The 19,577-nt window shown below is 36.3% G+C and carries 18 protein-coding genes; 6 read left to right on the top strand and 12 right to left on the bottom strand.

The window, feature by feature from the left end; translation table 11 throughout:
* Positions 1 to 21 precede the first annotated feature (21 nt).
* Positions 22 to 1,461, bottom strand: a complete 1,440-nt coding sequence (locus JOE44_RS01960) for a LuxR C-terminal-related transcriptional regulator (RefSeq protein ID WP_209784117.1) — start codon at positions 1,459 to 1,461, stop codon at positions 22 to 24.
* Between the two features lie 451 nt (positions 1,462 to 1,912).
* Here JOE44_RS01960 and JOE44_RS01955 point away from each other — a divergent pair, with 451 nt between their 5' ends.
* Positions 1,913 to 3,148, top strand: a complete 1,236-nt coding sequence (locus JOE44_RS01955) for a PKD domain-containing protein (protein WP_209784116.1) — start codon at positions 1,913 to 1,915, stop codon at positions 3,146 to 3,148.
* Positions 3,149 to 3,248: 100 nt separating this feature from the next.
* On the opposite strand, the gene JOE44_RS01950 is transcribed toward JOE44_RS01955, so the two are convergent.
* The 7 genes from JOE44_RS01950 to JOE44_RS01920 all read right to left on the bottom strand — a co-directional run bounded on the left by JOE44_RS01950 (position 3,249) and on the right by JOE44_RS01920 (position 9,051).
* A complete protein-coding gene (locus tag JOE44_RS01950) occupies positions 3,249 to 4,415 on the bottom strand; it encodes an iron-containing alcohol dehydrogenase (protein WP_209784115.1) in 1,167 nt (388 codons plus the stop codon).
* 66 nt (positions 4,416 to 4,481) lie between these two features.
* Positions 4,482 to 5,357, bottom strand: a complete 876-nt coding sequence (locus tag JOE44_RS01945; RefSeq protein WP_209784114.1) for a helix-turn-helix transcriptional regulator — start codon at positions 5,355 to 5,357, stop codon at positions 4,482 to 4,484.
* Positions 5,358 to 5,546: 189 nt separating this feature from the next.
* On the bottom strand, positions 5,547 to 5,972 hold the full coding sequence (locus JOE44_RS01940; RefSeq protein ID WP_209784113.1) for a nuclear transport factor 2 family protein: 426 nt from the start codon (positions 5,970 to 5,972) through the stop codon (positions 5,547 to 5,549).
* Positions 5,973 to 5,981: 9 nt separating this feature from the next.
* A complete protein-coding gene (locus JOE44_RS01935; RefSeq protein WP_209784111.1) occupies positions 5,982 to 6,734 on the bottom strand; it encodes an SDR family oxidoreductase in 753 nt (250 codons plus the stop codon).
* A 37-nt stretch (positions 6,735 to 6,771) separates the two neighbouring features.
* Positions 6,772 to 7,257 carry a DUF1097 domain-containing protein gene (locus JOE44_RS01930; protein WP_245169680.1) on the bottom strand — a complete coding sequence of 162 codons (486 nt, stop codon included), beginning with the start codon at positions 7,255 to 7,257 and terminating at the stop codon, positions 6,772 to 6,774.
* Positions 7,258 to 7,282: 25 nt separating this feature from the next.
* Entirely contained in the window at positions 7,283 to 8,023 is a 741-nt protein-coding gene (locus tag JOE44_RS01925) for an SDR family oxidoreductase (RefSeq protein ID WP_209784108.1), read from the bottom strand.
* A 95-nt stretch (positions 8,024 to 8,118) separates the two neighbouring features.
* The gene (locus JOE44_RS01920; RefSeq protein ID WP_209784107.1) at positions 8,119 to 9,051 is read right to left on the bottom strand and encodes a helix-turn-helix domain-containing protein; all 933 of its coding nucleotides are present in this window, start codon (positions 9,049 to 9,051) and stop codon (positions 8,119 to 8,121) included.
* Between the two features lie 194 nt (positions 9,052 to 9,245).
* Here JOE44_RS01920 and JOE44_RS01915 point away from each other — a divergent pair, with 194 nt between their 5' ends.
* The 4 genes from JOE44_RS01915 (at position 9,246) to JOE44_RS01900 (ending at position 12,814) form a co-directional block, all read left to right on the top strand.
* On the top strand, positions 9,246 to 9,833 hold the full coding sequence (locus JOE44_RS01915; protein WP_209784106.1) for a TetR/AcrR family transcriptional regulator: 588 nt from the start codon (positions 9,246 to 9,248) through the stop codon (positions 9,831 to 9,833).
* Positions 9,834 to 9,927: 94 nt separating this feature from the next.
* Positions 9,928 to 10,734 (top strand): SDR family NAD(P)-dependent oxidoreductase, encoded by an 807-nt coding sequence (locus JOE44_RS01910; protein ID WP_209784104.1) that lies wholly within the window; start codon positions 9,928 to 9,930, stop codon positions 10,732 to 10,734.
* A 274-nt stretch (positions 10,735 to 11,008) separates the two neighbouring features.
* Positions 11,009 to 12,307 carry an epoxide hydrolase family protein gene (locus JOE44_RS01905; protein ID WP_209784103.1) on the top strand — a complete coding sequence of 433 codons (1,299 nt, stop codon included), beginning with the start codon at positions 11,009 to 11,011 and terminating at the stop codon, positions 12,305 to 12,307.
* A 48-nt stretch (positions 12,308 to 12,355) separates the two neighbouring features.
* The gene (locus JOE44_RS01900; RefSeq protein WP_209784102.1) at positions 12,356 to 12,814 is read left to right on the top strand and encodes an organic hydroperoxide resistance protein; all 459 of its coding nucleotides are present in this window, start codon (positions 12,356 to 12,358) and stop codon (positions 12,812 to 12,814) included.
* Positions 12,815 to 12,918: 104 nt separating this feature from the next.
* Here JOE44_RS01900 and JOE44_RS01895 read toward each other — a convergent pair whose 3' ends face one another.
* Positions 12,919 to 13,488, bottom strand: coding sequence for a hypothetical protein (locus JOE44_RS01895; RefSeq protein WP_209784100.1), 570 nt, complete (start codon positions 13,486 to 13,488; stop codon positions 12,919 to 12,921).
* A gap of 207 nt (positions 13,489 to 13,695) precedes the next feature.
* Entirely contained in the window at positions 13,696 to 15,495 is a 1,800-nt protein-coding gene (locus JOE44_RS01890; RefSeq protein WP_209784098.1) for a POTRA domain-containing protein, read from the bottom strand.
* A 305-nt stretch (positions 15,496 to 15,800) separates the two neighbouring features.
* Here JOE44_RS01890 and JOE44_RS01885 point away from each other — a divergent pair, with 305 nt between their 5' ends.
* Complete coding sequence (locus tag JOE44_RS01885) at positions 15,801 to 16,673, top strand: AraC family transcriptional regulator (protein WP_209784096.1); 873 nt, start codon at positions 15,801 to 15,803, stop codon at positions 16,671 to 16,673.
* Between the two features lie 52 nt (positions 16,674 to 16,725).
* Here JOE44_RS01885 and JOE44_RS01880 read toward each other — a convergent pair whose 3' ends face one another.
* Together JOE44_RS01880 and JOE44_RS01875 are read right to left on the bottom strand one after the other, a co-directional pair.
* Complete coding sequence (locus JOE44_RS01880) at positions 16,726 to 18,189, bottom strand: hypothetical protein (RefSeq protein ID WP_209784095.1); 1,464 nt, start codon at positions 18,187 to 18,189, stop codon at positions 16,726 to 16,728.
* Positions 18,189 to 19,577, bottom strand: a complete 1,389-nt coding sequence (locus tag JOE44_RS01875; protein WP_209784094.1) for a RagB/SusD family nutrient uptake outer membrane protein — start codon at positions 19,575 to 19,577, stop codon at positions 18,189 to 18,191. Before JOE44_RS01875 ends, JOE44_RS01880 begins: the two co-directional genes overlap by 1 nt.

The following is a 19,577-nucleotide window of genomic DNA, read 5'->3' as shown; positions in this document are numbered from 1 at the left end:
TTTGAGGAATGATGCCAGACTTTATTTCAATAATTTAGAAAACCACACATAAATATCCATATCACCGGGAATATTCAGCTTTTTCCTTAGATTATACTTTTTGGTCTGCACTGTACGTACTGAAGTAAATGTATATTCGGCGATTTCTTTTGTAGAAAAATTAAGGTAGATATAGGCACAGAATCTTATTTCCGAAATTTTCAACGGAGAAACTTTCAGCAGCTCCTCTGAAAAATGTGGGCAATACTCATTGAAACGAGTTAAAAACTCAGGATTATTTTCTTTGGCGAGCTGTATAACTTCCTTAAAAATACTCTCCTGTACCGGCATCTGATGAGGGATATCAATCTTATCCAGATTTTTACTCTTGTGTTTTCTATAGTAATACAGAAAAAGAAATATAAAGAGAAGACATGTGGCAATGCTCAATGACAGGATGAAGAAAAGGTTTTTTGTTTCCTTCTTTCTCTCGGCATTTTCTAATTCATTCTGTTGATCTACAGTATCATTCAGGGTTTGGTATTGCTCGCTGCTTAAAGACTCTATATCCAACAACCAGTTAGAATAATAACCGATACTGTCTTTTTGCCCAAGACTTTCGTATAAAGCTTTAAGTTCTCCTGCTACAGCGATCTGATAATTTTCACTTTTATAATAATTTTTAGCAATATTTTTACATATCCATAAATAATACTGAGCCTGTTTAACATTTTTAACAGCCTTAAAATATCTTCCGGCATAGAAAGAAGTAATATATTTTACCCCAATATCATTGACCTTTTTTTCATTGTGAATGGCTTCTTCAATATATATTTTTGCAGAATCTAATTGATTGAGGTCAGTATAAATTCCTCCAAGATAAGCTGAAGTTTTATAGCTGTTACTCAATCTGTTTTTATCTATCCTATAGCGGTTACCTTTATTTTCTCTGTAAATCTTTGAATATTTGTATGCTGTTCTATTATACTTCAATGACAATTCCTTTTTATTGACTTCATCATATTTACTGGCATATTGCCGGTTAATCAGATAAATAAAATATGCATTGTCTGTTTTCATTGCCTTATCATAGATTTCCTCCAATTGTTTAAAGGATGCAACCCTTTCCCCCAGCTTCTGGTATAAAAAAGACTTTTGCATATGGAGGTAAAAAATGACTTCAAAGTCAGTATCTGAATTGATGAGGTTTTCTTTTTCTACTTTATTGATATAATAAAAGGATTTCTTTGTATCATTCATTTTATCGTAGATATTGGCAATTTTGAGGTATCCTAATGCGGCACAATCATTATAGGAATCTTTTTTACAAACCTTAATAAGGCTGTCAATCTTTTCTATTTCTTTAGGTCCGGCAGCAGAAAAATCTATGTCAAACAGCATATTCTTTAGCTCCTTTTCTGTATGCTGTGAATAGAAAAAGGAAGAAATCAATAAGAAGAAAACAGTTAGCTTTTTTACCATAATTCCGACAAAATACAAATGTAATATTAATACTACACTACTACTAATTTACATACAATACATACGTATTACATACTCTATATAACAAAACAACAACAAAACATTAGTTGCATTACAAAATTAGCAATTACTTTTGAATACCCGAATATTATATTCATTCTTCGCAATATCACTATTTAAATACCTAATTTTTAAAATGAGAAAAACTCTATTATCATTATTTTTGATTTCAGGCTTCTGTCTTTCCAATGCACAAAGATGGGAATCCTCTTCACAGAAAGTTTGACATTTTTAAAACACCTTTTAATCTTTTACCTGCGGTTTCCTGCAGGTGCTTTTAAAAGGTTTATAATAAAAAAACATTTTTAATCATCGTTTGTATTGTGTACCTGCGCTAGAAGTGGTTTTTCGCAGGTACCTTTTTTAAATAAGAATCTAAAAAACATATGATATGATAAAAAAACTACTCTTTCTGATATGTACTGGTTTTTCAGTCTTATCTTTCTGCCAATCCGATGAGGTTCTGTTTATAGGAAACAGTGTCACGTATTTTAATGACATGCCTGAAATTTTCAAAAATATAGCTGCTTCTAAAGGAAAGAATGTTTCTATAACAACCCATACTCCGGGAGGAACCGGATTTGTTAATCATGTAGATGATCCTGCCCTGTACCAAGAAATAAAATCAAAAAACTACAAGTATGTTATCATGCAACCCGGTACTGGTGAATCTGCAGGTCATTCTTATCCTGTTTCCGTGACCGCAGAACGTGGCCGCAAAATCAGGGATTCCATCCGAAAATACAGTCCATGTTCCAAAATATTCTTATATGAAATTCCCTATGGAGTACCATCCGCTAATGAATATAATGTCTATTTTACTTTTCAGCAGAAAATAAAGGATTCCATTACTAAGATGTCTAACCTGATGCAGGTGGAAATGGTTCCTGCCGGAGAATCAGCAAGGCAATATTACACTTCATTACAGGATCTGGCTCTTCATGGATCGTATAATGATATTCATCCGGGGCCGAAAGGAAGTTACCTTGTAGCAGCTTCTATGTATTCTGCGGTTTTCCAGGATCATGTTTTCCCTTCTGCATTTTATAACGGACTGCCTCAAAACACGGCTGAAAATTTTCAGGAGATTGCTGATCAGGTCTTTTTTAATAATCCTGCACAATGGAACAGCAATGTGTTTCATCTTCATTCGGACTTTACTGGCGCAATCAATGGAACGAATGTGAATTTCACCAATCACTCCACCAATTACACTTCAATGTTATGGAACTTTGGTGATGGCACCACGGATTACTCATCAGATCCGGCTCATCAGTATGCCTCTCCCGGAAGTTATACCGTCACCCTGACAGTTAATAAAAATGCCTGTTCAGAAACATTGAGTAAGGTTATTACTATCGGTTCTTTGGGAACTGCAGATCCTGCCATTGAGTCCGGACTTACCTTTTACCCTAATCCGGTCAACGATTTTTGTTACCTGAAAAGTAAAGGAAAAATAAAGAACATCATTATTTATGATATCGCTCAAAGGAAGCTTGCCGAATGGAAAAACCTCTATGTTTTTGATCTCAAAATAGATTTTTCAACGTATGAGAAAGGGGCTTACATGATGAGTATTCTATATGAAAATGATCGTAGGGAAAACATTAAAATCATGGTCAAATAATTAAATAACTGAAGAAAGAGAACCCAATCTGAGTTCTCTTTCTTTTTACTATACAAATAGTATATTTCTAGATATCAACACATTGAAGTATTTTCAAATCTTATCCTGCAACAACTTCCTCCGCATATACAGCACCTTCATAACAGGCATTGTAAATTGCTTTCAGTTCCTCTAAAACAGGCACTCTCGGGTTGAAACCTGTACAAGGATCTGCTAAAGCGTTGGCTGCAATATAGTCAAGGTTTTTATCCCAATCTTCTTTTGAAATTCCGAAATCTTTGATCGCTGAAGGATTGTTAACTTCAGAACGCAACGTCTCAATAGCCTGAGCCAGTTCTTCCGTAGTTTCTTTCCCGATGACCTTTGCAAGTTCAGGATAACGTTCTGTAGCCAGCGCATTATAACGGATCACATTCGGAAGGAAAATAGCATTGGAAGCTCCGTGAGGAATTCCGTACAATGCTCCTACCTGATGAGAAAGAGAGTGAACAATACCCAGCCATGCATTGTTGAAGGCTAAACCAGCCATAAATGATGCGTCATGCATATTCTGACGAGCCTGGATGTTATTGGGATTTTCCACTGCTTCTTTTAGATTGTCAAAAACAATTTCTAACCCACCTTTAGACAAAGCATCTGCAATATTATTATCAATATTTGAAACATAAGCCTCCACGCAATGCGTCAATGCATCAAGACCTGTATTGGATGTCACATGTGCCGGCATTGAAGCGCAGATTTCCCCATCAATAATAGCAATATCCGGTGTCAATTCGTAAGAAACAACAGGATATTTTACGCCTTTCTCTCTATCTGTAATCACCGCAAGACCAGTAGTTTCCGTTCCTGTACCACTGGTAGAAGGAATGGCAATAAACTTAGCTTTATTTCTCAAAACAGGAACTGTAAAAGGCTTGATTAAAGCATCAAATTCTACCTCAGGATATTCGTAAAATACCCACATAATTTTTGCAGCATCAATTGCGGAGCATCCACCTAAACCGATAATCCAGTCGGGTTGGAAGGTATTCATCACCTCTGCACCTTTCAGACACGTTGCTGAAGAAGGATCCTCTTCTACTCCTTCAAAAATCTGTGTTTCGATGCCTGCCTCATGAAGGTAAGCCACTGCTTTATCAAGGGTTCCGCTTTTTCTCATGGAACTTCCTCCTGTTACAATAACTGCTTTTTTTCCTTTGATATTTTTTAATTCATCAAGACTTCCCGCGCCATGGAAGACTTCACCTGCAATAAATAGTTTGCTCATTTTCTTATCTGATTTTAATGATACAAAATTAGACAAGCCTTCATAAGCCCTGTTATACAAACAGGACTACGCGTTATACATTTGCGCCAGTTCCTGCTGAAGTTCGGTGGGAGTTTCTTTGAGCTTTGCTTTTACAAATTTATTGAGAGCAGAAGGGGAATTAAAACCCAGATCAAAAGCAATTTCTTTATGGGAAAGGTCTGAAAACATCAGCTGCCGTTTAATTTCCGTTAAAATACGGTTATGTATAGCCTGAATAGCAGTCTCTCCGCAATGTTTTTTCGTAATAGAGTTTAATTTTTTGGAAGTAATGGCCAGTTCTTCTGCATAATACTGAACCGTTCTGTGTAGTTTATAGTGTTCATTCAACAGCTTTTTAAACCTTACGTACATAGGCTGGTCTGCTGTTTTTTCATGCAGAACCGGATGCAGTCCGTGAATCGATTCAATAAGTCCGAGAAGGACAATTTTAATGTAAAATCTGGCCTGTTCTTTCTTTATAAGAGTTGGCTGTTCGTAAATTTCTTTGATGATTGAAGTGTTGCGTAAGCTTTGTTCAAAGTCTTCCCGTGAAAGTATCGTACAGTTGAGCTGTGTAGAAAGATTAACATTATAGGTACTCAATTCATTTTTCAGAATATCAGAACAAAAGAGTATTTCCTCAAACAGGATAATCTTCCCCATCAGATCTTCGCTTGAATCCCCTACAAAATGCACCTGTTCCGGAAATATCACAGAGATTTTCCCTGCTTTTATCCAATGAATTTTATCTTCAATATACACCTGAAGTTTTCCCTGTTCTACAATAAAAATACAGAAATGATCTTTTTTATGAGGCTTTGCATATTGATCCAAGTGATCTTTAGTCAAATCAAAAACCCTGAAAGACAAGTTTTTATCTTCCTGCTTCTGAATATTTTTTTTAATCTCCAGTTTCTTCATAGTTCCTTTTACCACAGCAAAGTTAGGATTAAAAAAAGTTATACGTCTATCTGCCCTAAATAAAAAGCCCCTAAAATAGAGTGCCCCCAAAAGTTCTCTGTTAAAAAAAATCGTGATCTTTTTCATAGTTCATTCCATACAAACAGAAACTCCCAAACAATGTATTGAGAGAGAGTTTCTCATGAGTTTTTAATTATCTGCCTGCCCTATTTCAAGCTTGTTTATTTTCCCTTCTTTATTAAAATGGAATTTAAAATAGGCTTTAAAATCTCCGTATTTATCACTGTGGAATGCTCCATACACTGAATTTCCGTTATCCTCCACTTTATCAATGCTTACGAAATTTTCAATAAGAATGGCATGGGTTGAAAATTCTTTCAGATCTCTTGGGTTACCGTCATCAAGCAACACTGCGTCTTTAGCAAAAAGAGATATCCATTTTTCTATATCACTTGCCTGGAAAGCTTCAATAGCCTGTTTTACTTTTATATTTTTAATTTTCGAAGTATCCATACTCTTTATTTTTTTGTGTTGATGGTTTTGATACCGCTGTCCACAAGCATTCAGACTGCAAGCCATCATCAATACCATACTTAATAATTTAAAAATATTCATAGTATTATTTTACTGATTAGCTCCGCCATTGACTAATAAATGCTGCCCGTTCACAAATGAAGAAAGATCACTGGCAAAGAATTCTGCAATATTGGCTACATCTTCTACTTCCGCCAGTCTTCCCATCGGACAGCTGTCAATCAGGGATTTTCTCAATTCAGGATAGCTTCCTTCTTCCGCAAAAATTCCCGAATGATCTACCGCAAAAGGAATAATTGTATTCACCGTTACTCCACGATGGCCAATTTCTTTGGACAATACATCTACCAAATATCTTGGTGTTGTTTTACTTCCGCCATACACTGCCATCCCGGGAACAGGAAAAGCTGTAGTACTTGAGGCAACATAAATGATACGTCCATGGTCTTCCACATTCAAAGCTGCCTGCTGCATCGTAAAATAAGCCCCCTTGGTATTGATGGAAAAAAGTCTGTCAAACTGTTCTTCCGTGAACTGCGTTACAGGAGTTTCCACCATTTCAATTCCGGCATTGGCAACAACAATATCTATTTTCCCGAATGCTTTTTTAGCTTCATCAAAAAGATATTTTATCTCAGACACTTTGCTCACATCTGCCTGAACGGAAATAACCTTTCTTCCCATAGCCTTGATATTGCTTTCTACCTCATCTGTGGAAGCTTTGTCACGGGAATAATTTAATATGATATCTGCCCCCAGCGCAGCATAACGTTCTGCAATAGCTTTTCCCAAACCTCTTCCTGAGCCGGTAATAACGGCTACTTTATTTTGTAATGAATTCATTTTTTTAAATTTTAATAATGATTGTGTGTAATAGTTGTTATTGAACAGTTGATTTTGATGTCTGTCTTTCATGAATCATATCAACTACCTTATTGTTCAGCCAGGCAAATAGAAATCCTGCTAAAATGGGTATTAATAAGTTGAGTACAGGCAATGGTTCCAGTGGAGGGTGAGCTCCAAACAGGATGATTAAACCCAGAAACCAGGCAGGAATATTGTTCAGTTTTTTTGTTCCTGCAAAGTAGGCTAATGATCCAATGTACAGGAAAACTGCCAGGGGAAAACCTAACCCTCCGATCAGCTGCTGCAATCCGCCTGCAGTCACCTGTATCAGAATCGCCATCATCATTCCCAGTACAATCTGTAAAAGTGCCCAAAGTGAGGTTTCTATCTTTTTACCGAAAATATAGAAACTGACCCAGGCTACAAACATCACCCATGTAGGCCACTGCAAAGAAAAAGAAACAGAGACAGCAACCGCTCCGAAAAATCCGAAAGCAATAGCAATTGGTAAAGTCTTCATAATATAATAGTATTGGTGTATGATATTAAGCCATAGCCCCATTGGCTCCAATCGTTTGTCCGCTGATCCATTTGGCATCATCACCAGCCAGAAAGACCACAATTTTGGCGATATCAGCAGGTTCTCCCAGACGGTTAAAAGCATTTAAAGAAGCCAGTCTGTCTATTACTTCCTGAGGTTTTCCTTCTGTAAACAATGCGGTGTTAGTTGGTCCCGGAAGGATTGCATTCACATTGATTCCTCTGCTTCCCACTTCTTTAGCGAAAACGCGGGTTAATTGTTCCACAGCTCCTTTAGTCGCTACATACGTTCCATACGTGGGCATCATCACTCTGGTAGTTGTTGAAGAGAAATTGATAATACTTCCGTTATCAGCAAGCTTAGTGGCAGCTTCTCTCAGGGTATTGAACGTTCCTCTTACATTGATGTCAAACTGACGGGAAAAGTCTTCATCAGTAGTGTCTTTGATCAGTTTTGTAATCATAATTCCGGCATTATTCACCAATACATCAATCTTACCATAATGACTGATTGCCTGATCGAATAACTGTTTTACAGCCTCAGCATTGCTCACATCTGCCTGTATGGCAATCGCATTCCCCCCATTATCTTGTATGGATGCAACTACTTTTTCTGCAGCCTCTTTTCCGCCAGCGTAGTTAACAATAATTTTTGCTCCGGCTGAAGCCAATTGTTGTGCTATTTCAGCCCCGATACCTCTTGACGCTCCGGTCACAAGGATTACTTTGTTGTTTAATGTACTCATATTACTTTGTTTTATCAATGTTAATTTGATAGGACAAAGTTGGCACTTTACACCTCCGGAGAACGTACAAGAATTATAGCAGATGTTGCAAATTTCTAAGATTCCTTTCTGAAGTATTGTTTTCTGTACTCAACAGGGCTGATGGAAGTATGTTTTTTGAAATAATTGCTGAAATGAGAGGTTTCCAGAAAGCCTAGGCGGGCAGCGATTTCTTTGATACTGAGTCCTTCATCCTGAAGCATTACTTTTGCTTCGGTAGTCGCTTTATCTGCAATCCATGAGCTGATTGTTTTTCCGGTTTTACTGCTGATCACACTTGACAGATAGTTAACATGGAGTGACTGCAGATCTGCATAATCCTGAACTCTGAACTGGGTATTGGTTTTTCCGTTAATCAGATCTCTGAAATGCCGTTCAATGTTCTGTTTAAAATTTTTTACAATCTGAGAACTGCGGTTTCCTTCATAAATAGGATTATATTCCTGGAAGAAATATTCTTTAATTTTCAACAGTAACGCAATCACAAGAGCTCCGATAATTTTATTTTTATAGAGTGAACTTCCTCTATATTCCTTATGAATCAACGTGTATAGTTCTTCTATCTGACTAAACTGATCGGAAGTTAAAACACGCGGTGAAACCACTTCGGACAAAAGAAACGAGAAGTCATTATAGACATCATCATGTACATATTCTTTCAAAAATCCTTCCCCAAAGGTTATCAGGCAGGTATGCTCCAGTTTTTCCCATTCAAAAATCCGGTAATTGCCGGGATTGGTGAAATAAACGGTGTCTGAAGTCACTTCAAATCTCTGATCATCAATGGTATAATATCCGAATGCACTTTTAATAAATAAGAAGCTGAAATAATTAGGACGAAAAGGTTCTGAACGAAAAGGCAAATCATGGAAAGTTTCTTCCAGGTAATGAATGGTAAAGCCGGATTCTTCTTCCAGATCATCTACAGGAAGTCCCAGTTGCTGATAGAGCTCGCGCAAAGTGCGTACATTCAGATTACCGTTTGCCATTGCATTAATTTTCGGGTAAATTTAGAAATTTAATTAAAGTATAGCCATTGTAAACACTAAAAAATTATTCTCCAGCATTTTCCTTCTATCAGGGGATTGAAGCAGATATTCCATCATTTTTCATAAAAAACATCAAATAAAGTTTGTTTTTATGACCAATCGGTCATATATTTGCATCATTATTTAGTCTTATCATGGCAAAAGGGGAAGAAACCAGACAGTTCATTATAGAAAAAGCAGCACCTATTTTTAATACAAAAGGGATTGCAGCTACTTCTATGAGTGATATTATGGAGGCAACCAAATTGTCTAAAGGCAGTATGTACGTCCATTTCGAGAATAAAGAGGTTTTGGCCTGTGCCGCTGTGGAGCATAATATGAAAATGCTAAGCGACAGACTTCAAAGAGCTTTAACCCAGCATAAAACTTCTAAAGAGCAGTTATTCGCTTACATTGATTTTTTTAGTGATCCTAATCATCCTCCGGTGGCGGGAGGCTGTCCTTTATTAAATTTCGGAACGGAAGCTGATGATACCAATCCCATTGTAAAAGAAAAGGTAAACCGTTCCATTAAGCAGGGTCAGGATTTACTTTCCGGCATCATTGAGAAAGGAATTGCCCATAAAGAATTCAGAGCAGACTGGAATCCGGCAGAATTTGCAACGGTTTTATTTGCCATGCTGGAAGGTGGGCACCTGATGTCAAGAATGTCCGGTAATAATGATAGAATGGAAGTGATTGGCAACAGTTTAAAAAAAATGATAGAGGAAAATGGGCTATAATTTTTTTTGCTATAAATATGACCGATCGGTCATTTAATATAAAAACAACTTTTAGAAAAAGTATAATCATAACAATCAATTAAAAAACAGAACAATGTCAAAAACAGTTTTAATTACAGGTGCATCAAAAGGTTTCGGAAAAGCATGGGCAGAAGCTTTTTTAGCAAAAGGATACAAAGTAGCGGCAACAGCCAGAAATGTTGAAACCCTTCATGATTTAAAAGAAAAATATGGAGACTCTGTGTTGCCTTTAACGTTAGATGTAGATAAAAGGGAAGAATCTTTAGCAGTGGTTCAGAAAGTTCATCAGCATTTTGGCAGCATCGATATTCTGATTAATAATGCAGGATATGCATTAACGGGAGCAGTTGAAGAAACAAATGAAAAGGAAGCCAGAGCACAATTCGAAACGAATTTCTTTGGAACATTATGGCTTACACAAGCAGTACTTCCTATTATGAGAGATCAGAAAAGCGGTCATATCATTCAGGTTTCTTCTATTTTAGGATTGGCAACTTTACCGACTATGGGACTTTATAATGCTTCTAAGTTTGCGTTGGAAGGATTAAGCGAAACCTTAGCTACAGAAGTGAAAAGCTTCGGTATTCATGTAACTTTGGTAGAACCTAACGGCTATGCATCCAACATCTGGCATACAGGAATCAATACCCAAAGTAATCCGGCTTACGATGATGTGAAAAAGGCTTTCTCTGAATCTGAAACCTCATTTGGAAATGTAGAAGCAACAGCTCCTGCCCTGATAAAGTTAGCAGAAACTGAAAATCCGCCATTGCGTTTATTGCTTGGGAAAGTAGCCCTGCCATTTGTAAAACACAATTATGAGCAAAGATTAAAAGTATGGGAAGAATGGAATGATTTATCTGTAGAAGCCCACGGGTAATTTCCCCAAAATATACTCACAAAATAAGCTCCGTTTTTATCAAGAACGGAGCTTATTTTTTTATTCTTTTTCAAGATGAGCAACTGCACACTTTTCCAGTTCTTATTTTCAACTGTTTCATGCTTATATAGTTTTCCTGTTCACCTCTGGTAATGTCTATTTCACTAATGAATATGACTACTTGAACAAATTACCCGTTTATCAGCTGTTTTTCAGCGCATAATTTTGTCCCATCAAAAAGAAAAACAGATCTAAAATCTAATACAACAAAGCAATGAAAACAACAATTTCAACCATTATGTTAGCAGCAACTTTTATTCTAAGTACACCTGCTATTTCAAAAGCACAGATTAACAAGGCTATTACATCTTCATCAAAATCGGATACCAGTATACGCCCTTTTCACATCAGTATCCCGCAATCCCAATTGGATGATCTTAAAAAAAGAATCTCCGAAACCCGTTTTCCGGATAAAGAGACTGTGAAAGATGCATCTCAGGGAATTCAGCTTGAGCAGTTAAAAGAACTGATTACCTATTGGGGCAATGGATACGACTGGAGAAAGGTGGAAAACAAACTGAACGCTCTTCCGCAGTTTGTAACCAATATTGACGGACTTGATATTCAGTTTATCCATGTACGTTCAAAGGAAGCTAATGCAATGCCTGTGATACTCACTCATGGCTGGCCGGGCTCTCCGCTGGAGTTTATCAATACAATAGGTCCTTTGACTGATCCTGTAAAGTATGGAGGAAAAGCGAGTGATGCATTTGATGTGATTATACCAGCAATTCCGGGTTATGGTTTTTCAGAAATCCCTACCGAACTGGGATGGAATCCTGACCGTGTTGCCCTTGCCTGGGATGTACTGATGAAAAGACTCGGCTATAAAAAGTATGTTTCTGAAGGTGGTGACCACGGCTCGGTAATCTCTGATGCGCTGGCAAAACAGGCTCCTTCAGGTCTTTTAGGAATTCATCTTACAATGCCCGCAACTATTCCTGCTGAGCTTGTAAAACCGATCAATGCAGGTGATCCTGCTCCTGCCGGACTTTCTGCTTCAGAAGCACAGGCTTATAATGCTATGAGTACTTTCTTTGGAAGAAATGCAGCCTATGGAGGAATGATGGTTACGCGACCACAAACTACGGGCTATTTACTTTCCGATTCTCCAAGTGCTTTAGCCGCTTTTCTCTATGAAAAAATTGCAGAATGGAGTGAAAGTGATCTTCATCCTGAAAATGTAATTGGCCGTGATGCTATCCTCGACGATATTACATTGTACTGGCTGACCAATACAGGAGCATCTTCTTCTCGTTTCTACTGGGAAAACAATAAAAATAATTTCAGTGCAGAAGCACAGAAGACAAAAGACATAAAAGTTCCTGTAGCAATTTCGGTATTCCCTCACGAGATTTATCAGGCTCCGGAAAGCTGGTCAAAACGCGCCTACCCTACTTTATATTATTATCATAAAGCTTCAAAGGGTGGACATTTTGCAGCCTGGGAACAGCCACAAGTCTTTACAGAAGAGCTTCGGGCAGCTTTCAAAGATCTAAGAAAAAAACTTTAATCATAATAGTATCAATCAACAAGATCGTTCAATCTAAATAATAAAAATATGGAATTAAATACCATTCAGGAAGTAGAAAATACAACCGTAGTCAATATCAGTAAAGTGTTGTATTCCGGTAATGTCATCGTAACCGGAGGTCGTAACGGAGCAGCGAAAAGCAGTGATGGAAAACTGGATATTGAACTGACATCACCCGGTACAAAAGGAAACGGAACCAATCCGGAACAGCTATTAGCAGCAGGATGGTCGGCCTGTTTTATCGGAGCTATGCATTTGGGTGCTGCTACAATGAGAATTACTCTTCCTTCAGACCTGTCTGTCAATACCTCAGTAGATCTGGCAACCCATGATGACGGATTTTTTCTGCAGGCCCATTTACAGGTCATTTTACCGGGAATGCCGGTAGATGAAGCAAAAAAAGTTGTGGAAACAGCCCATGCAACCTGCCCTTATTCCAAAGCTACCCGTGGAAATATTAATGTAAAGATAGATGTAGTAGTCTAATTTGAGAATGTTTTTACCATTCTGATTAAAGCCTTCCTTGCCACAAACAAGGAAGGTTTTTGTTTAATTATGATTGAAGTAAGTAATTTTGATTTAAGATATAACTATTTAGCGGCAGTAGTGACTTTATTAAATGCATAAGGCACTACTCCAATTCCCAAGGTCAATAAAACACCAACGAGATCATTAAGATTGGGAAAGACATTGACATCAAAATAATTCCAGATGGCAAAAGTGGTCAGAACACATGCCAGACCTACAGATACCAGCCCGCTTATAAAGGCAAGAAAACGGCTAACACTTGTATTAGGTTTCTGAGCATTGGATTCTGTAGTGGTATTCAGTGTTGTTGCTGCTTCATTCATTGCCTGCTGGCTAGCCAGAGGAGCAGCTAAAAAAGCCTCCATCTGTTTTGTTTTTTCTTCCTCCATCTGAACATTCGCATCTTTATCCAAAAGCAGGTCTTTTAAAGATACCTTATCTTTTTTCAGCTTAAAAAATACCAGGCATGTAATTAAAAGAAAGAGTAAAATAGGAGAAAATGCAATCCACTTTTCAGCATCAGTTATAGGAATTACCTTTGGTACAGGCAGTGTTGTGTCAGTTGGGTTTGCATAAAGACCGGCAGATGTAAAAAATGCGGTCAACGATAGGAAAAGAGTCAATGGTTTCATAGGTATTAGTTTTCAGGTTATTATTATTTATTTTGAATGGCATGGAATGCATTTTACAGCACACCACTTATTTCATCACAAATTTTGTCATTATATAATAACCTGTCAATTACCCATTTGGGTAATATCATTTCCTAAAATGAGAAAATATATAACCTGAAAATCGATCTTTTTCAGTTTTTCAAATACCGAATTGACTTTCCACTATCAGTTCCCAAAATTGACAAAATGAGGAATATCCGTAGCAAAACTGTTCATCGGTAAAAGATTATTCCTGTTGCTGTTAAAATCAAAAACGGAATTATTATCAAAAGGAACACGGGGATAATACATGAAAGAAATCTGAATCCTGTTGAAAACCAGATAGGGATTATTAATTAAAACACCTATTCCGATTTTTGTATTTACTTTTGTTTTAAACAGTTTATCATCAGGCATTCCCAGCCAGCCGACTGCTGTTGTCAAATAAGGGCTGAAGTGGAAATTCTTCCAGGTCTTATTAATAAATAATTGAAGCTGGTATCGTAGAACCAGTTTTTTAGTTCCGATATAATCCGTATTGTAAACAGGAAATTCATCTGCGGAAGAAAGATTTATTCTATCTTTATAAGAGTAGTTATGCTGTGGATTTCCCAAGGCTAACGTGGGAGAAAAGAAATGTCTTGCTTTGGCAAATTTCCAGTCCATAAGATGGGTAAAATAGGTTGCATCAAAACGGAAAGATTCCCTGTTCTGGCTGTCTTCATTAAAAAACCTTCCAAACTGGCCTTTCACTGTAAAGTATCCCAACTTTGTAAAACGGCCGTAAGATGCAGAAATTCCTACATACGGATTCACTTCTTTATTTCTGGATAAGCCTCCTGCAATAATGTTCACAGAATTACCGTAGGCAACATCCTCAGGCAAATCATATTGGAAAATATTTTTCTGAACCGAAAAGTTTCTGTGGATAAACCCTACAGACATCAGGAAGCTGTTGTAAGAGCTGAAATACTGGTACTGGTCAATTCCAGGACTGTCTTTGTACCTGTAATTCTGAAATCTTCCTATAATGGCAATATTACTGGATATTTTTTCATTGGGATCCGCTGAAACCGGAATCTGATAACCTCCCCATAAATCCTGACTGTATACTTTGATCTGAACTTCGGGAAAAGTGGTATCTGTTTGTATCGGAAGTAACACTTTCCGCATAAAATATTCAAAGGTAAAACCTCCTGCCCATTTCGTTAAAGGAGAGAAAAAGTCTCTTCTAAGGCTGAAATTGATTCTTTCATTTCTCGAAAAATCCCTTTCTCCAAGAAGCTGGGCGTTAATATAAGTACCAAAAAGATTATAGGTGGTGTAGCTTCCTAAAAGATAATCCTGCTTCTCTTTGGAATCATTTCTGTAAAGGAAATCCAATGTGTGTCCCAGCCCCAGTACATTTTCTTCCGTAACCCCCAGACCAATCTTACTTCCGGAATAACTGATTCTCGGTTTCAGACTCCAGGAATCAAGAACCCGTACAACAACATCTATGGAATCTTTACTGGAAGTACTGTCAGAAACACTGATATTCACCCTGTTTATAAAAGGCATTGTTCTCAGCAAACGTTCAGATTCGTAGAGTTTCTGGGCATTATATTCTTCTCCTTCTTTAAAAAGCAAAAAATTATTGACGGTTGATTTTTTAGTACTGGCATGAAGATGATCTGCCACCCAGTCATACCATTTCGTTCTTTCTTTACTGTCCTGCGAGCCATATCCGAAAGGGTCAATGGTTTCAATCCTGACCTTTCTGATAATTTTTTTATTATATGTCTCCTGGGAAAGCTTTTCAGTATTGGACTTCACGGAAGTGGAATCCGGTTCTCTACGAAATATAAAACGGTGAATGAATTTGGTAACTTTTCTTTGATCCGAAAATTCTTCTATTTTGTAATAAAGCGAATCTTTCTTCTCTTGTGCATTTAAAAAGAAAAAACCACTTAAAAAGAAAATCAGAGTTACAGTCGTTCTAGTCATTAGTCATCAAAATTCAATTCAATTTGTAGTATCAATTTGCAAGCCAATAAGGCTTAAAATATATAAAAGAAGCAACTTTATGGGAAATAATGATTACAGTTGCTTTCTATACAAGTTCCTTTTTACAATTTAAGACGCTCTTTTTAATTTTCTCAATTAAAATAAAATGAATACAATTTATTTTTTACATTAATTGTTTCAGCGCTTATTCATATCAAAGGAAGATGTCAATCGTGCTGATAGATGTATTCTCATTGTAAATATGAGTGTCTTTCTTTATATTTGATTTATAATTTTATGTTGCCATGAAAGCCACCATCGTGCCTGAAGAGCTCATTGGAGCACCCTATTATCGAAATTTTTTATCGATAGATTCCGTTAATCTGGTAGAATCCTGCTCTCACAGTATTGATGATCAGAAAGGAGGCATGTTTCTCAAAGATCATATGCTGCTGTTTGTACTGCAGGGAAAAAATCTTATCACCCACGGCAGAAAAACCTATCTGGTAAAAAAGAATGAAATGGTGATTTTGAAGAAAAACATCAGTATTACTTACGACAAAACAGGATCTGCAGAAACCGGTGAAATGTACGATAGTATCATGTTTTTTCTGAAAGATGAATTTATTTCCGACTTCATTAAGATGGCTGGCATTACCAACAGCAAAACAGAGAAACTGGCAGATGTTAATGTAAAACCTGTAGAAGAGCCTCTACTGTCCTTTATCACTTCTATTAAGGGACACTTTAATGCTCCTGATAAAATTGATAAACGGCTTCTCAGAATGAAAATCATGGAACTTTTATTTGATTTAACTCAGGTTGATCATAACTTACTTTTACAGTTGCTCCAACTGAAAAAACAGTTCGTGACGGATATATCAACAGTCGTAGAAGAAAATTTCATGAATCCCTTAAAACTTGAAGATCTGGCTTATCTGTCCGGAAGAAGCCTGGCGAGTTTCAAAAGAGATTTTAATACCATTTATAAAGTTCCGCCTGCTCAGTTTATAAAGGAAAAACGGCTTACTAAAGCAAAAGATTTACTAACGGCCACGGATTGGCCTGTCAATGAAGTAGGATATGCCGTAGGTTTTGAAAGTATTTCTCATTTTTCACGGGCATTTAAAACATTGTATGGAATATCTCCTACTGTTTTCAGGAATGAAAATTTGTAAAACAACCTGTCCTTTTAAACCTTACCTGCTAAAAAAATCTATCCCCGGCAGATTAATACTTCCGGGGGCACAATTTACTATTTTGAATGGTAGTAAAAAGCAATAGATTTTCTGCTGTAATTTTATCTGAATTTTTTGTATAGTTAAGTTCGTTAAGAACTTTAGAATAAAATGAAAGCTCAAAAGGATAATTGGCAAAGTTTGATTTATTCTTAAAATCTAAAATTTTACAAATGCCTTTATTATTTGTGAACACTTGCTTAATCTTACTTACTTTACTACTATATTTCCATATACCTGTGGGGCCATCAAAGTAAACATTATTCTCATCTGTAAAATAAGCATTCTCAAAGTTCAGATTTTTTACATTTTTATATCTCATTGTATTCACATCCAGCAATTTCCATTTTCTTCCATGCCTATAAATAAGATATTTACCATCAGGAGAATAATTGACGTTTGATCTTATTGTATCAATATAATCATATTGATCACTTGATGCATTATAACGATATACTATAGCAGGTACTTTTTTAGCTGTATAGTCCTGCAATTCAGAAAAACTAAAAGCTAAGAAATAAGTCTTGTTGCCAATATCCACTACCCTGTTTAACTTATCCGTTCCCATTACTTTGACGTTTTGTTCTACTGGTGACCAGAGAAACTTTGTTGTTTCGGACTTTTTAAATTTCTCAATAAGGTTATTGTCAGATGTTAACCAGATTTCCGGTGTTTCAGCTGATTTTTTATCTTTAACTTTTTCGGCATTAATTACAATTCTGCCGTCGGATCTCTGGTATGCTGTTGCCGAATTAAACTGTAGTGGTTGAACTTCTGAAAACTTATATTCCAATTGATGTTTCGTATTATAATAGATAATATCATTCAACTGGTTTCTCTGTTTTTTAAATATTAAGAATGCATTAACCTGTGCTCCCACAAGGTTTGAAATCTGTTCTGACGAAGAATAAAGCTTATTTTTTTTCCTTTCACTCCATTCTATGATTTGAAATTTGCTGTTCTCTCTAATCTGCAGATAAATACGGTCCTTTATGTAGAATACATTGATGACATTATTAATACGATCAATTATTTCTCCTCTTCTTAAATCGTAAATCTGTACGTTGTCTAAAGTTTTTAGAACTAGTATATCTTCATTTTCTATTGTACCAATGCTTTCACAAGCGGGTAAAATCTTGTTCTTACCACTGAGATAATTAAAAATTTCTGTTTGATTCTGATATTTTAAAATGAGCTTATCCCTGCTCCATTTATGATCTAAAACCTTTATTCTATAATATTTTTTGTCAGGATTTGATCGATTTATTATGAAAAGACTGTCAGTGTTATGATCATACACTTTAAAAAACGCTATCCATTTCCCTTCTTTCGATGTACTTTTTAAATAAATATCATAGGCTTTATTTTGTTCGGTGTAGGGAATAGAATCTTTTTCCGTTTGTGTATATGCCCATTGATATATACACATTAATAGGAATATCATCAACTTTTCCATCAGTACCCCGGATTTTGCGGATTAAGATTAGGGTTAATGACCATTTCTTTTTCAGGAATTGGAAATGCACTATGAAAACTTTTCCAGTTTGGTTTAGATAAAGCAAGAATATCGATTTTTTTTAAACGCTTAAGATCAAAAAAACGATGTCCCATTTCAGCAAAAAACTCATATCTGGACTCATCCAAAATTTTGTTAATCATTTCCTGTTTTGAAAGACCTATTGGTAAAGGATTCAATCCTGCTCTTTGCCTAATTTTATCTACTATTATTTTAGCTTCCAATATTTTATTTTGATTCACTAAACTCTCAGCATATAATAAATACACTTCTTCGATTCTAAATATTACTGAATTTTCAGTGGTATTAGAATTTGCGGGATTTCTATACTTCATGGGACGGAAATAGGTTTTTTGATTGATTACAATTGGAAGCATCCAAGCTGTTTTTCGTAGATCACCTAGTTCAAAGGAATTCACTAAAGCATCCGATAATGAAAAAGATGTTGGTATACTTGTCGTAAAATTATAGAGAAGATATTCTTTGGTAGCATCTGTTGAATTTGCAGGTTTTAGCTGCCATAAAATATGTTTCCCTGTTTTCGTGAAAACTTTACTCAAATCTGTCTCCCAGACATATAAAGGAGACTGCGTAATTTGAAAAAGCAGATTTTCTGCTTGATTCCATTTTTCCTGACTTAAAAATACCTTTGCTAATAGAAGTTCTGCCACCTTTCGATTGACATAGATTCTTTCCTGATTCGCATATTGATCGTTCAAACCATTTAATACTGTTTGAAGATCACTTTCAAGATTTGACATGAGTTGAATCTTGCTTATTTTCTTTAGCTGGCTATTGTATTGGTAATCCGTAGTGTCCGTATATGGCACTTCATCAAAAATTTGTGATAGGTTATAATATAGCAGAGACCGTATGACAGTTGCCTCACCTATTAAACGGTCTTTATTTACTTGAGAAATTGAAGAAGATTCTTTAACCCCTTTGATAATTGAATTTGCGTAATAGATGTGTTTATAAGCTTTCGACCACAAATTATAAACAATGGTGTTGCTTGGAATTTGTACGTTGTTATATACATCGACTAACCCATTTTGAATATAAGGGGCGTAGCAGGTAAGATCGTCTGTATATGTTCCAAGAATAGCTGCAGAACCAGTAACATCCCCTGAAATCATTGAAGAGCTCCATAATTCGGCATATAAACCTGCTAAAGCTGCATTTGCAGACGATACATCTGAGAATACTTCAGACGTTCCTATTTGATTTGTGGGTAGGTCTGTGTCAATAAATTTTTCACATGAAAAAAAGCAAGTCATCCCAATACCCAATGACAGACACTTAATTATATTTATAATAGTCTTTTTCAT

Origin of the sequence: Chryseobacterium sp. PvR013 (assembly GCF_017833095.1) — a bacterium.
Lineage (GTDB): Bacteria > Bacteroidota > Bacteroidia > Flavobacteriales > Weeksellaceae > Chryseobacterium > Chryseobacterium culicis_A.
The sequence above is the reverse complement of the archived record's forward strand: the minus strand, read 5'-3'. Positions and strand labels throughout refer to the sequence as shown.

Bases quoted from the DNA above. Each gene is read 5' to 3' on its own strand.
- JOE44_RS01950 (WP_209784115.1), bottom strand. From the start codon at position 4,415: ATGAGCAAACTATTTATTGCAGGTGAAGTCTTCCATGGCGCGGGAAGT.
- JOE44_RS01960 (WP_209784117.1), bottom strand. From the start codon at position 1,461: ATGGTAAAAAAGCTAACTGTTTTCTTCTTATTGATTTCTTCCTTTTTC.
- JOE44_RS01940 (WP_209784113.1), bottom strand. From the start codon at position 5,972: ATGAATATTTTTAAATTATTAAGTATGGTATTGATGATGGCTTGCAGT.
- JOE44_RS01945 (WP_209784114.1), bottom strand. From the start codon at position 5,357: ATGAAGAAACTGGAGATTAAAAAAAATATTCAGAAGCAGGAAGATAAA.
- JOE44_RS01910 (WP_209784104.1), top strand. From the start codon at position 9,928: ATGTCAAAAACAGTTTTAATTACAGGTGCATCAAAAGGTTTCGGAAAA.
- JOE44_RS01895 (WP_209784100.1), bottom strand. From the start codon at position 13,488: ATGAAACCATTGACTCTTTTCCTATCGTTGACCGCATTTTTTACATCT.
- JOE44_RS01905 (WP_209784103.1), top strand. From the start codon at position 11,009: ATGAAAACAACAATTTCAACCATTATGTTAGCAGCAACTTTTATTCTA.
- JOE44_RS01915 (WP_209784106.1), top strand. From the start codon at position 9,246: ATGGCAAAAGGGGAAGAAACCAGACAGTTCATTATAGAAAAAGCAGCA.
- JOE44_RS01920 (WP_209784107.1), bottom strand. From the start codon at position 9,051: ATGGCAAACGGTAATCTGAATGTACGCACTTTGCGCGAGCTCTATCAG.
- JOE44_RS01935 (WP_209784111.1), bottom strand. From the start codon at position 6,734: ATGAATTCATTACAAAATAAAGTAGCCGTTATTACCGGCTCAGGAAGA.
- JOE44_RS01930 (WP_245169680.1), bottom strand. From the start codon at position 7,257: ATGAAGACTTTACCAATTGCTATTGCTTTCGGATTTTTCGGAGCGGTT.
- JOE44_RS01890 (WP_209784098.1), bottom strand. From the start codon at position 15,495: ATGACTAGAACGACTGTAACTCTGATTTTCTTTTTAAGTGGTTTTTTC.
- JOE44_RS01880 (WP_209784095.1), bottom strand. From the start codon at position 18,189: ATGGAAAAGTTGATGATATTCCTATTAATGTGTATATATCAATGGGCA.
- JOE44_RS01925 (WP_209784108.1), bottom strand. From the start codon at position 8,023: ATGAGTACATTAAACAACAAAGTAATCCTTGTGACCGGAGCGTCAAGA.
- JOE44_RS01885 (WP_209784096.1), top strand. From the start codon at position 15,801: ATGAAAGCCACCATCGTGCCTGAAGAGCTCATTGGAGCACCCTATTAT.
- JOE44_RS01900 (WP_209784102.1), top strand. From the start codon at position 12,356: ATGGAATTAAATACCATTCAGGAAGTAGAAAATACAACCGTAGTCAAT.
- JOE44_RS01955 (WP_209784116.1), top strand. From the start codon at position 1,913: ATGATAAAAAAACTACTCTTTCTGATATGTACTGGTTTTTCAGTCTTA.
- JOE44_RS01875 (WP_209784094.1), bottom strand. From the start codon at position 19,577: ATGAAAAAGACTATTATAAATATAATTAAGTGTCTGTCATTGGGTATT.